We start from the raw sequence: 17937 nt of genomic DNA, 5'->3' as shown, positions 1-17937 counted from the left end.
TAGTCGCTTAAATTATACCAAAATGGGGAGGTGCCCTTTTTTTATTGTTTGAAAGCCCTTGATACCGAAGGGATCGGAATTATGAAATCAACTCAGATAGACGAAATTTAGCTATAAAAAAAGGTGAAAGCTTGGTAGATTACGTTCCCTACCAACTTTCACCTTCTTTTCATTTCAACATTATTTCTCTTATTCTATTTGACTGCTAACGCCGGAATTGAATCTGCTGCTAATTCTACTTGAAGATCCGTATATGGTAATCCATGTGCATCAGCTACCGCTTTATATACTATTTTTCCATTTACTACGTTAATCCCCTTCGCTAAAACAGGATTATCTAAAGCAGCTTGACGATAGCCTTTATTAGCTATTTGCAAACCGTATGGAACAGTTACATTTGACAAGCCCATTGTTGAGGTACGCGCGCAAGCACCTGGCATATTCGCAACTGCGTAATGCACAACGCCGTATACCTCATAAGTAGGATTACTATGAGTAGTAATTCGATCAATTGTTTCAATAGAACCCCCTTGATCTACCGCTACATCCACTACAACAGACCCCTTTTGCATCGTTTGAATCATTTCTTTTGAAACTAATTGTGGTGCACGTGAACCTGGAATTAGCACAGCACCAATTAACAAATCTGCTGTTTTCACTGCTTCAGCGATATTGTAGGTATTTGATGCAAGTGTACGAACACGTCCTTGGAACATATCATCTATTTGACTTAAGCGTGTAATATTAACGTCTAAAATTGTTACGTTTGCACCTAATCCTACTGCCATTTTCGCAGCATTCGTTCCGACAACACCGGCACCTACAATCACTACATTTCCAGGTGCAACACCAGGAATACCACCTAAGAGAACTCCTTTACCTCCTTTGGAATTTTCTAAAAACTGTGCACCAATTTGTACAGACATTCGGCCTGCAACTTCACTCATTGGCGTTAACAACGGTAAGGCACCTGAATCTAATTGAATTGTTTCATAAGCAATTCCAGTAACTTTACTTTCAAGCAAAGCTTTCGTTAATTCTGGTTCTGGAGCTAAATGTAGGTATGTGTAGAGAATTAGATTCTCTTTAAAATATTTGTACTCTTCCTGAATCGGCTCCTTCACTTTAATCACCATATCAACATCCCAAGCTTCCTTAGTCGATTTAGTAATTTGAGCGCCTACATCTAAATAATCTTGGTCTGTAAATCCACTACCTAGCCCTGCACCCGATTCAATTATTACTTCATGACCACCTTTTTTGTAAGCCACAACACCTGCTGGAGTAATTCCTACTCGGTTTTCATTATTTTTTATTTCTTTAGGTACACCAATTATCATTCTATTTCCTCCTACCTATTTTTTATTAGTTTTGGTTTATAACTACAAGTTTCATTTCTGTCATTTCCTCAATTGCATACTTCAGGCCTTCTCTTCCCATACCACTTTCCTTTACGCCACCATATGGTAGATGATCTAAACGGAATGTAGGAATATCATTTATAATGACACCGCCTACATGGAGTTTTTGCGTTGCCTGTAAAGCAATATGGATATTATCTGTATAAATACCAGCTTGCAAACCATATTTGGAATCATTTACTTGATCAAAAGCCTCTTGAATAGATGTGAACTTCATAATAGATACGATTGGTGCGAATACCTCCTGACAGGAAACCTTCTGCTCCGGTTTTACATTTAATAGTACGGTAGGTTGTAAGATATTCCCTTCAGATTCTCCACCAGTTGCAATAATTGCCCCTTGCCCCTTTGCTTCTTCAATCCAACTCAATGTTCGTTTTACATCTTGTGGACTGATTAAGGCCGAAACATCTGTTGTAGGATCTAGTGGATCACCAAGCTTCAACTCTTTTGTAGCTGCTACAAATTTATCTACAAACAAATCATACATTTTTTCGTGAACATAGATTCGTTGAACTGAAATACATACCTGCCCTTGGAATGCAAATGCACCGGAAACGACACGTGGAATTAATTTATCAATATTTACATTTTCATCGATAATAACAGCCGCATTAGAACCCAATTCAAGCGTTACTTTCTTAAGACCTGCTTGATTGCGTATGCCAATACCTACAGCGGGGCTACCTGTAAAAGAAATCTTTTTCACGCGATTATCCGTTACTAATTTGTTACCAATTAAAGAACCTGCACCTGTAACGATATTTAACGCACCCTTCGGTAATCCTGCCTCTGCTAATAATTCACCAATAAAATAGGAAGTTAATGGTGTTTGACTTGCAGGTTTTAATACAACCGTATTACCAGATGCTATTGCTGGCCCTACTTTATGCGCTACTAAATTCATTGGGAAATTAAAAGGTGTAATAGCTGCCACGATGCCTAATGGTTCACGAACCGTATAGGCAATGCGGCCGTCTCCACCGGGAGCAGCATCCACTGGAATTGTTTCTCCGTGTATTCGCTTTGCTTCTTCAGCAGCAAATTTATACGTTTGAATTGTACGCTGAACTTCGGCTTTGGCGGTTGTAATAGGCTTGGCTGCTTCTAGTGCTATTAGCTCCGCGGCTTCTTCAGCACGTGCTTCTAATAAAGAAGCTAATTTTTCAAGAATAATCGCACGCTTATACAAAGGCAAATTCGCCATCGTTTCACGTGCAGCATCGGCAGCTACTAAAGCGGCTTCTACTTCCTCGATATTTGCCTTCGGTATTTCTGCAATGACTTCGCTACTATATGGAGAGCGTAATTCTGTATACTCTGCTGCTTCCACCCAATCCCCATTAATAAATAAATTTTTCTTCACCATAATTACCACACCTTTCGTATTACAACTCATTTGCCAATACCCGATTCTCTACCTCTTGAATCGCTTTTTCTAGAATATCCAACAAATTTCTTAACTCCTTTTGGCTTATTGATAAAGGTGGTGAAAATACGACAATATCTTGAGCATCTAGTACAACAGAACGACATATTAATCCCAACTTTGCTGCTTCTGCCACTATTTGCGGAGCGAGTAATCTACCCTCATTTGAGATTTCTATAGCTGCCATTAAACCTAAACCTCTTGCATCTACAATATATGGATACTTCGCTTGTAAAACTCTTAACCCTACTAATAGCTCTTGACCCCGAATCTCTGCATTTGCTACTAAATTTTCTTTTTCTAGTATTTCAATGTTTTTCAACCCAACTGCACAGGCCATTGGATGACCACTATAAGTGTATCCATGCAAAATAGTCCCTTCTGATAACTCAGAAAATTCTTGGTGTATTTTCTCTGATATCATTACACCACCTAATTGTGCATATCCGCTAGTAACACCTTTTGCAAAGCACATCATATCTGGTACCACATTAAAATGTTCCATCGCAAAGAACTTACCCGTCCTACCAAATCCTGTGATAACTTCATCAGTTATCATCAAAATACCGTACTCATTGCAAATTTCTCGAATTTCTTTGAAATAATTTTCCGGTGCAACATGCACTCCCCCTGCACCTTGTACTGGCTCGGTGATGAAAGCAGCTATTGTTTCTGGACCTTCAGTTTCAATCAAATCACGTAAAGCCTGTATGGAGAAATGATCGACGAATAGAAAATCTGGTGCATTAGAATTTGTAAAATCACGAAATCCTTTTAAACCTGTCGCACTTGTAGCACCGATTGCCACCCCGTGATAAGATCTCGATCTTGAGATAATTTTCTTTCGAGAAGTCTCCCCTTTTAATATCCAATAATGACGAGCCAATTTATAGGCACTATCATTGGATTCGGAACCACCGGACGTAAAAAATGTAGTGTTTAAATCACCAGGCGCTAATTCTGCTAACTTTTTTGCTAATAGAATAGCAGGCTCATTACTAAACGTTGCAAAACAAGAACTGAAGGCTAATTTATCCATTTGTTCCTTCGCTACTTCACCAAGTTCTGTTCTACCATGTCCTATATTCACATTCCAAAGAGAAGACATACCATCAATAACTTTTTTACCTGTAATATCATACAGATAAACACCTTTTCCTTCTGTAAAAATAAATGCCGGTCCATTTTCCGTCTTTACTGGTGAAGTAGGGTGTAGAAAATGCTTTTGGTCTAACACTTTAAGTTCTTCAACAGAATAATTTCTTTTCATAAAAATACATCCTCTCTTTTATATGTTTTTAAACAATACACTCACAATTAATAAACAATTAGCTTACCAACTACTAAATTGTGATTTACTTACACCCTTTTAATTAATTTAATTTTCAAATAATTACAAATATAGGATTTGTTCTATCAAATAATTTTCCAAACTAATAATTTCCCGATTAAAAGTTTTTTTAGTGTACAAGTAATCTTCACTTATTCGTTTGGTTGAACTAGCAGTGCTAGGCTGATTCTTCATAAGTGCCATCTTCTCAATATTTATTAAAGGGTTTTCGATTGCCTTGTCCGATAAATAGTCATGCAATTCAAAAGACGACATTTATAGAAGTTGCAAAGTTTGCTGCATTTCTTGTGTCATTTTTAATGCTAGATTTTTAAAAATCTAATACCAACTGCATTAAGCCTTCCTAAACTGGAAGCATTATGAGAGACACTATATTAATTTGAAATTGATATTCCTAAAAGTTAACGATGATTAACTCTCGCTCCACTTAATAATATAATTTGCCAAAACATTAGTTACTTCTACTACGCTATCTAAATGAACACATTCATCTGGTCCATGCATATTTTCTCCAATTGGCCCAAAGCACAATCCTTGTTTCCCGTAATACTGAGTAAATCGTGCATCATTTCCTCCAGCTCTTCCAACCATAATTACTTTGTGTCCCATAACATCTTCTGCATTTTCGATGAATAATTTTACAAAAGGACTCTCTGGATCTTGGTACCATGGCTCCGTTGACCATCCAAACCACTCTATAACTGGTGGATTTTTATCCATCCACTCATCGCCTAAGACAGATTTCATAATCGTATCTTGTACTAGTTGCTTAATTTCTTCTCGAGTTTCCCCTGGGATAAAACCAATTCTTCCTTCGAGGATCGCTTCCCCTGGAACTGTCGATACCCAGTCCCCAGCTTTTAGAACACCTAAGTTTAAGTGAACGGACTGTCCAGATCCCTTTTCAAATAAATCAAACTTAACATTTTTAGCACGCCATTCACTTAATTCATCCAGCGCACTAAGGATTTTCATCATTTTTGAAATAGCATTTATGCCTTCATGAGCTAAACCAGCATGCGCTGTTCTTCCCTTTACGTACACTCGGAAATACATAATCCCCCCATGACTTATTGTCATATTCAAATTATGTGGTTCTGTCGAAATGTACCCATCTGTTACGAAGCCTTCCTCCAAACATGCTAAAGCACCGCCTCCGCCACCAGCTTCTTCTTCTATTACTGAATGTAGTTGAACATCTCCTGCAATTGGATAACCTAAATCAATTAGTGTTTTCAATGCGAACCAATTAGAAATAAGTCCTGCTTTCATATCTGCAGAGCCTCGACCGAATAACTTGTTTCCTATAATATCTCCACTCCACGGGTCCATCGTCCAGTTTGAATATGGTTCTGGAGAAACAACATCTACATGCCCATGAATCGTTAATGACTTACCATTGGAGACACCTTTATGTATTCCAATAATATTTTTTCGGTCTTCAAACGGAATACCCGAATCAATAAACGCTTCATGAGCTGAAACTTTCTCATATTTTGGTTCAATCTCATGCAAGATCAAGTTAAGTTCTTCATATTTTTTTTTCATGTATAATTGCATCTCTTGTTCATTACCAACAACGCTCTTTATACGTACGACATCTTGAATTGTTTTAAATAATTCTTCTTTATTTTTTTCTATATACAGCCGAATTTTTTCTTTCAAAGCACTCACTCCTTTATTTACTGCTTGTGTCACCAAAGAAAAACGCATTCGCGCCCTTTTAGCCGCGACAAGCTGCTTGCGAGCCCGAAGCGAAAGTAAACGCTTCACCACTTTCACCCGAGGGATCAGACCGCGACCTCGAGTGCGTTTTGCTGTCGCACAGAAAACATCTGGCGCGAATGTCTAGACACTGATAAAAAAATTCATACTTTCTTTTAAAAAGAGGAAGATTATCTATAAGATTCTCATCCACTAAATAGTTATTTCAAGACCTTAATCTTCTCTTCTTCTTCTTTAAAAATCTCTTTATCTAATGACTCCAAGTCATCAATAGAGTCCATGCTTCCAAGTTCTTTTTTAAAGAATCTTGTTATAAACAGCATGTAAATGATTCCGATTATAAGCCAAACGATCCCACCTATAAATGCATCAGCGTGTAAATGATACCAAAGTACTCCAGTAGCTAATGCTCCGAAAGAAGGCATAATTAAGTACTTAAAGGTTTCACTGCCTGATCTCCTTTTCTGACGAATATAGAAATGAACAATAACAGATATGTTAACGAATGTGAATGCAATTAATGCCCCAAAGTTGATGACAGAAGCAATTAATTCTAAATTTGGTCCTATTGCAAATAATGATACGATTCCCGTCAAAACAACCGTAAAAACAGGCGTTCTAAATTTAGGGTGTAAGTATCCGAAAGTTTTTTTAGGAAGTACACCATTTCTGCCCATAACAAACAGCAAACGAGATGCACTTGCATGAGATGCGAGCCCTGACGCTACAGTAGCAGCGAAAGCTCCTGCAATGAAAAGTAATTGAAAAAACTTCCCTCCCACATACAAACCAATTTCCGGCAATGTATCATCTACATTTTCGAACTTAGAAACATCCGGGAATAATGATTGCGTAAAGTAAGAAGCAATAAAGAAAATACCCCCACCGATTAAAACAGTTAAAAGGATTGCTCTAGGAACTGTTGATGTATCCTTTGCTTCTTCCGTATACATTGTTATTGCATCGAAACCGATAAACGAGAAAGCTACTACTGTTGCCCCAGTTAAAATGGCTACTAATTTCACATTTTCATGCGAAAGTGGATGAATCGTAAATAAAGTACCATTCCCCATACCGTGATAAAGTTGGACAGAAGCAAGTATTATAAAGATACCTATTAAACAAATTGTGAAAACAACGAGTATAAAGTTTAAGTTGGATGTTGATTCCATACTATAAGCATTAATTGCAGTAACTACAATGACATAAGCAAAAACCCAAATCCAAACAGGTACATTCGGAAACAGAGATTCCATATATATTCGAATAATTAATGCATTAACTAAAGGTAATAATAAATAATCTAATAACGATGTCCATCCTACGAGGAATCCTAGGTGAGGCCCCATTGTTTCCCGGGTGTATGTATATGCTGAACCAGCAGCCGGGAATACCTGTACCATCTTTCCATAACTTATCGCCGTCAATACCATTACTAACAAGGCGACAAGATACGCCATTGGTACTACACCATTTGTTAATTTTGATACAATGCCAAACGTATCGAAGACCACTGTAGGCGTCATATATCCTAATCCCAGTGCAACAATTGACCAAACACCTAATGACCTTTTAAGCGTAGTATTATCTGTCATCCATCCATCCCCTTTACATATTTATCAACTGCTTCATTAATGTTTTAAACTGCGACTAATCAATCTGATCTGTATTCAGTACTGGTGGTTTATGCTTAAGACCTTTTGTCATAAATAATAAATAAATAACACCAATTCCTAACCAAACACTACCAAGAGCAATCGAATAAACATCTAGGTTGAAAAGCAAACTAGTTGTAAGGACTGCTCCGATTAATGGAAAAATCAAATAGAAGATAATCCCCTTTAAGGAGCGTTCTTTTCGCTTACCGTAATATAAAAAAACAACGGATAGATTCACAGCAGTAAATGCAAGTAAGGCGCCAAAGTTAATGAAAGACGCGACAAAGGTTAGACTTAAAAACAATGCAGATAATGATAAAAGACCAATTAATAAAATGTTGTTAACCGGAGTTCTCGTTCTTTTATTTAGTTTCCCAAAAAAATTTTTAGATAATTGCCCATCTCTTCCCATTGCGTATAATACACGTGCAGCACTTGCTTGAGATGCGGACGCGGAACCAAATACAACCAATGCCGTTATTACTAGGAATGCTGCTTGTAAGGCATTCCCGCCTACTAGGAAAATAATTTCATAGGAAGCAGAATCAGCATCTTTAAAACTCGTATAATCTGGCCAAACATTATGTGCAAAATAAGATACGACTACAAAACATACTCCACCAATTATTGTTACTAAAGATATTGCACGCGGTATGTTTTTCTCCGGATTTTTTACTTCTTCTGAAAAAGTAGAAACTGCATCAAAACCGAGAAAGGAGAAACATAATAGTGCAGCACCAGCAACTATATACTTAAATGACTCCTCGGTATTAATAAAGGGATCAAGGTTAAATAAAATGCCAGTCCCGGTTCCAGTTACTATTGATTTAACTGATAAGATACTAAAGACAACTAAAAATAATAGCGATAAGCCTATTACAATCATGTTGATATTTGCGCTTAACTTTACACCTCTAACATTTACAAACGTTACAAGAACTACTAATGTAAGTATCCAAATATACTGTGGAACTTCAGGAATAGCCGCTGAGAAGAAAATACCAAATAGTAAAAAGTTAACCATTGGGATCAAGAGATAATCCATTAAAATTGCCCATCCTACTAAGAAACCAACATGAGAATTAATCGCTTTTTGCGCATAGGTATAGGCAGATCCCGCAATGGGGTACGCTTTTGCCATTTGACCATAACTATGAGCCGTAAACATCATCACAATTAATGCAATTACATACGATCCAGCGACCATGCCATGAGATATTTTAGAGGCTATGCCGTATGTGCTAAACACTGTAGTTAAAGCCATAAATGCCATCCCAGTAACAACAACAGACGTTAAAGAAAGCGATCTTGACAAATTAATTGGATGTTTTATTTCCTTCACTCCTCGAATAGTAATAAAAAAATCTTCCCGGTAAAATGATCAATTAACTAATATAGTAGGATAGTAAACTGATTCACTATAAACAACTTCACCATCCATAATTGTTAACAAAACTTTCGTTTGAAGAATTTCTTTATTTTCTACTTCAAAGAGGTTCTTATCTAGTACAATAATATCTGCTAATTTTCCAACTTCTAATGTACCCAAATCTTTTTCTCTGAATGTGCTGTATGCCGAACCTTTTGTATACGCTTTCAACGCTTCTGCGAGTGTTATCTGCTCTTGACTATTCCACTCAACATCACCAGTAAAGTCTAGTCTCGTAATCGCATGAAAAATTTCTTTAAAAGGATCTAATGTTGCTATTGGATAGTCTGTACCAAGAGCAATGTACTCGACTGCGTCGTATAACGTTTTACATAAATAGGTATAAGGGTCTTTCTCTTTACCGACACGCAAAGTATGACTTTCTTTTGGCATCAATGCTAGATGAGAAGGCTGTACAGATGGAACAACACCCAATTCTTTAAATCTCTTAATATCTGTCGGATGAATCACTTCAATATGCTCTAGCGCATGTCGTGAATCTCTCACACCATTTTCCAGCTGTGCTGCTTCAAATATATCTAGTGCAAGCCTCACTGCTCCATCGCCAATTGTATGGAAGCGAATTTGAAAACCTTCTTTGTCCGCTTTTGTCACCCAGTTTTTGATCGTTTCTACAGGAAAAGCCGTACTCCCTCGTGTTATAGGTTTGTCTAAGTAAGGATCTAACATATATGCGGTATGTCCAGTTACAACGCCATCAATAAACTGCTTAAGTCCTGCAAGCTGTAATTTTTCGGAATTGTACTTTTCACGTAAGCTTATCGCTCTCTCTATATCATCATTTAACTCAGGGTAAAGATGAATTCGAGTCGTAAGTTTTCCAGCTTCATCATATGCCTTATACATTTCGAAACTATTTAACTTATCAAAACTACTTGCAAACAAATCATTTACTGATGTAATCCCTATTTGAGCTGATTTTTTTAAGAACTCTTCAAACAATTCTTCTTTCCGTTCATCTGGAAATGCGAGCGCAATATCCACAACTAAATTCATTGCTGTTTCAAGAAGAATCCCCGTGATTTCATTATTTTCATCTTTTTGAATCGTACCATTAGGGGGGTCTTCAGTTTCATTGGTAACCCTAGCATTTTCAAGTGCTAAACTATTGACCCACGAATAATGACCTTCTGCATGGAAAAGAAGTATCGGTCGATTAGGAACTACTTTGTCTAAAGTAAAACGCGTCGGCAGGCTTTTCTCTGCCCAATTTGTATGATCCCATCCATAGCCTATAATCCACTCATCAACATGCACATTTTCCGAGAATTGCTTTACTAAACTAGCAGCTTCTTCTTCCGAATGAGCATCAGATAAATTGATACTTGCATGCGAGAAAAGACTACCAAACATGAGATGAAGGTGCGCATCATGAAATCCTGGCATAATGAGTTGGTTGCCATAATGATATTCCTTCGTATCTAAACCTATAAATGGTTTTATTTCCTCCATCGAACCCACCGCAATGATTTTGTTACCTTTAATCGCAATAGCAGCTGGCTTTGCTTCATTTTCTAAACCTGTAAATACTGCTTCACTCGAAATAACTTTATCAGCGATAACCATTTATAACCCCTCTCTTTACCTAAGTTTCACTTCTAATGAAACTCTTATAAAAATGATTGAAAGCGCTTACATATCTAAAGGATTTAAATACTCACAATAAACAATGGGCATCCACTGTTCGCCTATTAAAATAGGCGAACATAACGGACAGAAGACTCATACTAATTTAAGTTTGTAAACTGGATTTTTCCATTCCAAAAGTGTTGCATATTCTAATGACTCAATATCCCCTGGTAAATAGCCTGGCATTACTTTATTTAATACGTATCCGTTTTTCATTTGGAATGTTAATACAGGATCATATATTTTCCCCTTCATTACCTCTAGTGCATACTCATCTGCACTCATCTGCTCAGCATATTTATAGTAAAAGGGTATACGACCACCCACTAAGATACTTTCTAAGTTAAGTTTCTCACATATTCTTTTTCGGCCATCATACAAATGACGTCCCAATTGTAACCCTCTAAAATCTTCGTGTACGCCAATTTCAATACCATATAGATTTCTACCATTAGGGTTATGATTTCGAATAAATCCTAAATCACAGATTTGAAAATATGAGTGACTATCTCCGTAATCTTCAAAATTTACAATTAAACTTAAAGCGGTTCCTACAATTTTACCGTTATATTCTAGACAAATTTGACCTTCCGGAAACAACTCAATCTGACTTTCAAAATGCTCATATTTTAATGCCATATCAGGTCCAAAACACTTCATAGAAAGTGCGGCAACTTCAGCAAGATCCTCTTTTAAAATATTGCGGACAACTATTTCTTGTCCATTATTTTTTAAATTTACTTGAGGCATAATAAATCCTCCCTCATATTTTTTTGAAATTGAATCAATTTCATAATTCATATTTCCGTTAACAAATACGAACATTATAAAGATAAAGCATATGATTATTCGCATCGTTTCGCTACAGGCGGACGCTTTCCGCGGGCAAGCACCGAGCCGCTTCCCTCGCTACGCTCAGTCCAGGGTCTCAGTTCGCTTGTTGCTGACGCTTCGCTTTCGCACATAAAACATCTGCTTTTCCCGCTGGAGTCGCCGCCTTTCGCTCCACTTAAGTGTTCTTGATTCTTCTTAGGAAAACTATTTATGAAATTGATCCAATTAAATTAAAATTAATTACTTTAAATAGATTGATACAAATTTCTTCTCCAAGTACTCCTCAAGGCCGTACCAACCGCCTTCTTTTCCCATTCCACTTTCCTTCATACCACCAAACGGAGCTTGTACAACTACTGGAGCTGGGTCATTAATTCCTACAATTCCGAACTCTAAAGCACGCATCATACGTAAGCCTCGACCAATGTCTCGCGTATAACAATAAGCTGCAAGACCATATTCAGGATGGTTTGCTCTTTTAACTACCTCTTCTTCCGTCTTAAATGTATAGATTGGTGCAACTGGTCCAAATGTTTCTTCTGTCGTAATCTTCATATTATCGCTTGCATATTGAATAACTGTGGGCTCAAAGAAGTAACCGCTACCATTATTTAATGTAAATACATTACCACCCGCAATTACTTTACCATCATGTTTCACAGCGTCTTCTACTTGGCTTTTCACCTTTTCGAGAGCTGCTTTATTAATTACTGGACCGACATTTACGCCATCTTCTAATCCATTTCCTACAACTAATTTAGATACCTTTTCAGCTAACTTTCCTGAGAATTCATCAGCTACAGTTTCTGCTACATAAATCCGGTTTGTACTGATGCAAGTTTGACCTGAGTTAATGAACTTAGACACTAAGATACCATTAACCGCTGCGTCAATATCTGCATCCTCAAACACAATATATGGTGCGTGTCCACCAAGCTCCATTGATATTTTCTTCACTGTATCAGACGAATCACGGATAAGTTTTTTCCCCACACGCGTCGAGCCAGTAAATGTGATTTTACGAACGTCTGGGTTACTCGTCATCTCGTTTCCAATTTCTTCAGCTGGGCCAATTACCAGGTTTGCAACTCCAGCAGGTAGTCCAACTTCATGGAAGCATTCGAATACTTTTATCGCCGAAAGAGGCGTTAAATCAGCCGGTTTTAAAACAATTGTACAACCTGCAGCAAGTGCAGGTGCAATTTTTCTTGTAATCATCGATAACGGGAAATTCCATGGTGTAATTGCTGCACATACCCCAACAGGTTCGCGGATTACCATTAAGTGTTTATCAGAAGCAGATGCAGGAATTGTTTCCCCATAAATTCTCTTAGCTTCCTCCGCATACCATTCTAGATAGCCGATCGCACCTGCTACTTCACGAGTAGCATCTGGTAAAGGCTTTCCATTTTCAAGTGTAATTGTTTCAGCTAATTCTCTTGTTTTTTCTTTCATCAATTGAACCACTTGAAACAGGTAGTTGCTGCGCTCATTTCCAGTTGTCTTACCCCAAAATTCAAATGCTTTCTTCGCACTTTCGATTGCTTCTTTCGTTTCAGTTTTTCCACCTGTAGCAACAGTTCTAATTATTTCTCCTGTCGCAGGATTTGTTACATCTAATTTATTTCCTGTATCTCGCCATTCACCATTTATATAAAGCACTAGAGAACCTCCCTTTTTTAACTATAACCACCACTACTCAACTTACTTTATAGGAATAGTTTAGTTGCGTGTATTTTTAAAAGCAGTAATCGAATCATCTATAATTTGAATCATTTTTTCGATTTCTTCTTTATTAATAATAAGTGGTGGTGCAATTGCTACAATTTGGTTATATGCGCCAAGCGCTCTTAATATTAATTGGCGATTGAAACATGCGTCAACTACCGCATTTGCTGGGAAAACAGTTGGATCAAACAATTTTCCACTTGTTGGATCTTCGTAAAGTTCAAATGCAGCCAGCAGACCAATTACTCTGCAATTTGTTACAATACTATGTTTTTCAGCTAAGTAATCTAAACCTTTTTTAAGTACTTTCTCCATTTCGTTTACGTGGTCAATAATATTATCACGCTCAAGTATTTCGATGTTTTTCAGCCCAATCGCACAAGCAGTCGGATGGCCACTATATGTGAATCCATGTGGGATAACAGCATCGAAGTTAGCAATTGTTTCTCTAATTTCATCATTTATCATGACCCCGCCAAGTTGCGAATAACCACTCGTAATTCCCTTTGCAATTGACATCATATCAGGTACAACATTCCAGTTGTTCACACCAAACATTTTCCCCATACGACCGAATCCACAAATAACTTCATCTGCCATGAAAAGAATATTGTATTCGTCACAGATTTTGCGAACTGCTTCTAAGTAACCTTCCGGTGGAATATTAACTCCACCCGCACCTTGCACAGGTTCAATAATAATTCCGGCAATCGTCTCCGCACCTTCTCTTTCAATTGTTCCACGGATAGAATCTGCATAGTTCGGCTCACTTTTATCACCTAACTCGCTATTTAATAGATGAGCTGTTGCACGAACAACTCCGTCTATATTTGATGATGCGAACTTGTGATATGCTGCAAGACCAGTAGCTGTTTGCGCTCCTATTGTTACACCATGATAAGCATTCGTTAGCGCAATAATCTTTCTTTTTTCTGATTTCCCTTTAAGCTCCCAGTAGAAACGAGCTAATTTTATTGCTGTATCATTTGATTCTGACCCACCTGAAGTGTAGAACACACTATTTAAATCTCCTGGTGCTAACTCAGCTAATTTCTCAGCAAGTAGAATGGATGGTTCATTTGAGAATCCTTTAAATGATGATGCATACGCAAGAGTAGATAATTGACTATTACCAGCATCTGCAAGTTCTTGATTCCCATGTCCTAAGTTCACGTTCCAAAGCATTGACATTCCGTCGATGTATTCCACATCATCCGTACTTGTAACTGTAACTCCCTTACCTTTAGCAAAGATAATAGGCGGTCCATTGTCAATTTGAGCCTTCGGATTTGTAGCTGGATGAAGCAAGTGCTTTTTGTTCAGTTTAGCTAACTCTACAGTTTTTGATTGTTGAGTAATTTTAGTTGTCATTGATAAAACCTCCATTTATAAATTAATAATTTGCGATTGGATGGACACACTCTGGTATCAACTAACTTCAAACTGAAATAAAGTTCAACTCCAATTTTTGAACTATTCTTAATTATGAAAATATTATATCTTTACATTTTTATAATGTAAATTATAATATTTATATGACTTCCATATATTTTATGAATACTAAAAGGAGGAGTTCTCAAAATGAACCTTCATCGTTTACATTGTTTTATTACAGTAGTTGAGGAAGGTAGCATTACAAAAGCTGCTACTGCACTGCAAATGACTCAACCCCCCTTAAGTATTTTAATTAGAAAATTTGAACAAGAATTAAATGTCACTTTGTTTAATCGTTTAGGAAGATCTCTTGAATTAACACCAAGTGGAGTATTTTTATATGAAAAAGGAAAAGAATTACTTGATTTATCTGAGAATACGGAGAAGAAATTAGTCGAGTTTCATGAAGGAATTAGAGGTACTGTGAAATTGGGTTGTACTACTTCAGCAAATCTATTTATTTTGCCAAATGTCTTAAAAAAAATTCAAAAGGAAACTCCTAATATAGTTACACATGTTCGCGAGGGTAATACATCATATATTTTAGAGGAACTAAGAAGTCATAAAATTGATATTGGAATTGTTCGAACTTCAGTGAGAGCGGAGGACATCCATACTTCAACACTACTAACAGAACCTTTACTTTTAGCTCTTCCACCCAACCATCATCTATGTGAAAAAGATTCTATTGAGATTGCAGACTTGAAAAACGAACGATTTCTTTTAAATACAACATCTTATGGATCCGGCGTTGCTGATGATGTGATCGAGGCATGCCAAAAAAGTGGATTTACGCCTAATGTCGTTTACTGGGGGACGGAAACATTACCAACACTTATGATGGTAATGAAAGGCGCAGGAATTTGTTTTGTACCTAGCTGTTTCAAGCTACTTAATTCACCTGATTTACCAGTACTTAGACCACTAGCAAATCCAATGTTACAAACAAAACTTAATATAATTACACTTAGGGATCGTTACATGACATCAATTTCCAAACGATTTCTTGCGATTACCGAAGAAGTTGCAGAGAAAATGACAAGCATTTTCAATGAATAATGTGATTTAATTAGTGGCGTTCAAGTTAAAATATTCGGTAGATAATGCATGATAAGTTTATCCATATGATTTCATCCGGTGTGCCATAAAAAAACACTACCTTTTATTTCAACGATTACGAAAGATAAACGTTCTCTTACATTAGGTTGAATAGATGTCGATTTAATTTCTTTCATAAAACACGTCCCTTCTTGCATTATACTGCGCCATTAATTGAAGTATAATCTTCCTAAAGCGTTGTTTGGTCACATTAGTGCTTAACGTTGTCCGCATAAATCTGCGGGACCCTATATAGAAAAATTAAAACAATAGCGCCCCCAAGAAAATAGGTGGCGCCTTTTGATGCTTACGTTCCCTTTTAAAACTACCTTCTCTAAATTTCTTATCTTATTAATTCATTAAATACAACATTTCTGATGATTCAAAAATCTAAGCGAACTACTTATTACGGAGAGGACGACGGATAGATGATTTTCTCCGTTTAATTCTATGAATTGACTAACTATATTTTTGTTAGAATTTGCGATTAGACGTTGGTATAATTCTCTTGCATCAGTAACCATATAATCTTTTTCTAAAGAACCAACAAATATTAATACTCGAACAGATTCATCCATATTCTTAAACGAAGATAAAAAAGTAGACTCCTCATTTAGAATTTCTTTCTCATTCCACCAAATAGATGGGCTACCTATAATATAATTTTGAAAGACATTTGTTTTTGTAAATAATACATACAAGGAAAATAAACCACCTAATGAATGTCCAAAAAGAGTCTGTTTATTCAAATTAATAGAATAATATTGATTTAAATATGGTTTTACAGTTCCTTCGATAAATTCCAAAAAAAGGTATGCTCCTCCGGTTTTAGGCCACTTCTTCTCATTTAGTGGATTTGACTGAACAGGTGTAGGAGTAAAATCATAAAAACGCCGCTCTCTAATAAAATCTCTCTCATCCGGATAACCTATTCCAATTACAATTGCCGGTTCTACTCCTGTAACATCTGGGCGAACGGATTGTATTCTGACAGCGTCCTGAAATGTTTGAAAAAAAGCATTGCCATCTAAGGTATATATAATTGGATAGCCTTCTGCTGGAGCTGGTTTTTTTGGCTTTGCAATCATTATACGATATGGCTGTTTCTCATCTTCAGAATAAAGTATACATTCTTTTATTTCTTCTACACTAGATTCTTTATTAATCATCTTCCGACACCTCCCTTTAAATGTTTACATATATTTCTTTGTTCCTAAATATTTTTTGCGGAAGTATTTATATTAATAACTATTATTTCTGTTTAAAATAATCTACTTTTTTCTTTTTCGACACTGGATATATACTCAAAAATTGAAAAATCGATTATAAATTTTTTCAAAAGATAGATAGTTATATGAGGTCTGTACTAAAGCGTTGTTTTTAATAATAATGCACGTCGATAAACGATATCCATTACACATTTTATAAAGTGTACATTTTGCATTTTCAATAATATTATTATCTTTACGGTCAATCAGATCAATTTGATCTTCGTTTTTTATTCTAACTAGGAACGATTGTAATGGAAGGGATAATCCTTTTCCAATAGCTTTTACGTAGCTTTCTTTTAATGTCCAGATATCATAAAAGGCCGCAAGTGTTTTTTTCTTTGTAATATAATTCACTTCTTCTCCTTCTAACAATTTATAAATACTGGATTTATCTATTGGTTTTATCATCTCTATATCAATACCTACCTCTTCATTATGAATTGCACATACAACCCATTCTCCCGAATGTGCTATATTGTAATGAAAACTCGGATATGATTGAATAAAGGGTTTACCAAATGAATTACTACTGAATTTAAAATCCTCATTAGTTAACGCTAATTTTTTTGACGCAATATACCTAATTAGCAACTCTCCAATTAAACTACGATATTGATCATCTAAAAATTTCATTTTTTTTATTCTATTTTGTTTTTCCGAACTAAGTATACGTAATAATTGGTGCAGACTGGTATCATCTCGTACTTTAGGCAATCGGCATAAATAAACCTCAACCATTAATACTTCCTCCCTCTATAAATGTTGATATATCAACGATTTGACCCTTTTTTTAAGTGGTGAAAATATTTTTTCTCCGCATCTTACATATAGTCTTTTCTAGTTCTTCAATACATTGTCATTTGATGGGTACGCTTCGCTAAAGTTAATTGGATAAAATTAACTCAATAA

13 protein-coding genes are annotated in these 17937 nt (G+C 36.3%); 1 reads left to right on the top strand and 12 read right to left on the bottom strand.

Annotation, left to right across the window (positions count from 1 at the left end):
- Positions 1-194: 194 nt before the first annotated feature.
- The 10 genes from ald to ACIQZG_RS23510 form a co-directional block, all read right to left on the bottom strand.
- Positions 195-1340, bottom strand: a complete 1146-nt coding sequence (gene ald / locus ACIQZG_RS23555; RefSeq protein ID WP_402758450.1) for an alanine dehydrogenase — start codon at positions 1338-1340, stop codon at positions 195-197.
- 25 nt (positions 1341-1365) lie between these two features.
- On the bottom strand, positions 1366-2820 hold the full coding sequence (locus ACIQZG_RS23550) for an aldehyde dehydrogenase family protein (RefSeq protein WP_402758449.1): 1455 nt from the start codon (positions 2818-2820) through the stop codon (positions 1366-1368).
- Entirely contained in the window at positions 2810-4120 is a 1311-nt protein-coding gene (locus tag ACIQZG_RS23545) for an aminotransferase family protein (protein ID WP_402758447.1), read from the bottom strand. The genes ACIQZG_RS23550 and ACIQZG_RS23545 overlap by 11 nt, the downstream gene beginning before the upstream one ends.
- Before the next feature lie 492 nt (positions 4121-4612).
- Positions 4613-5866, bottom strand: a complete 1254-nt coding sequence (locus ACIQZG_RS23540; protein WP_402758445.1) for an ArgE/DapE family deacylase — start codon at positions 5864-5866, stop codon at positions 4613-4615.
- Positions 5867-6126: 260 nt separating this feature from the next.
- Positions 6127-7521, bottom strand: a complete 1395-nt coding sequence (locus ACIQZG_RS23535) for an APC family permease (RefSeq protein WP_402758443.1) — start codon at positions 7519-7521, stop codon at positions 6127-6129.
- Between the two features lie 55 nt (positions 7522-7576).
- Positions 7577-8899, bottom strand: a complete 1323-nt coding sequence (locus tag ACIQZG_RS23530) for an APC family permease (protein ID WP_402758441.1) — start codon at positions 8897-8899, stop codon at positions 7577-7579.
- A 66-nt stretch (positions 8900-8965) separates the two neighbouring features.
- Positions 8966-10600, bottom strand: a complete 1635-nt coding sequence (locus tag ACIQZG_RS23525; RefSeq protein ID WP_402758439.1) for an amidohydrolase — start codon at positions 10598-10600, stop codon at positions 8966-8968.
- Positions 10601-10756: 156 nt separating this feature from the next.
- Complete coding sequence (locus tag ACIQZG_RS23520; RefSeq protein WP_402758437.1) at positions 10757-11413, bottom strand: GNAT family N-acetyltransferase; 657 nt, start codon at positions 11411-11413, stop codon at positions 10757-10759.
- 324 nt (positions 11414-11737) lie between these two features.
- A complete protein-coding gene (locus tag ACIQZG_RS23515; protein WP_402758435.1) occupies positions 11738-13159 on the bottom strand; it encodes an NAD-dependent succinate-semialdehyde dehydrogenase in 1422 nt (473 codons plus the stop codon).
- A gap of 60 nt (positions 13160-13219) precedes the next feature.
- A complete protein-coding gene (locus ACIQZG_RS23510) occupies positions 13220-14596 on the bottom strand; it encodes an aminotransferase family protein (protein ID WP_402758433.1) in 1377 nt (458 codons plus the stop codon).
- A 210-nt stretch (positions 14597-14806) separates the two neighbouring features.
- Between ACIQZG_RS23510 and ACIQZG_RS23505 the strand changes: the two genes are divergently transcribed.
- Positions 14807-15718: a LysR family transcriptional regulator gene (locus ACIQZG_RS23505; protein ID WP_402758431.1), complete on the top strand. Its 912-nt coding sequence runs from the start codon at positions 14807-14809 to the stop codon at positions 15716-15718.
- A gap of 398 nt (positions 15719-16116) precedes the next feature.
- Here ACIQZG_RS23505 and ACIQZG_RS23500 read toward each other — a convergent pair whose 3' ends face one another.
- Positions 16117-16926, bottom strand: coding sequence for an alpha/beta hydrolase (locus ACIQZG_RS23500; RefSeq protein ID WP_402758429.1), 810 nt, complete (start codon positions 16924-16926; stop codon positions 16117-16119).
- Positions 16927-17061: 135 nt separating this feature from the next.
- On the bottom strand, positions 17062-17766 hold the full coding sequence (locus ACIQZG_RS23495; RefSeq protein ID WP_402758427.1) for a 4'-phosphopantetheinyl transferase family protein: 705 nt from the start codon (positions 17764-17766) through the stop codon (positions 17062-17064).
- Positions 17767-17937: the final 171 nt, after the last annotated feature.

Source organism: Lysinibacillus sp. NPDC096418, assembly GCF_044762775.1.
Taxonomy (GTDB): domain Bacteria; phylum Bacillota; class Bacilli; order Bacillales_A; family Planococcaceae; genus Lysinibacillus.
Note: the sequence above shows the minus strand (reverse complement) of the source record. Positions and strands in the feature narration are given on the sequence as shown.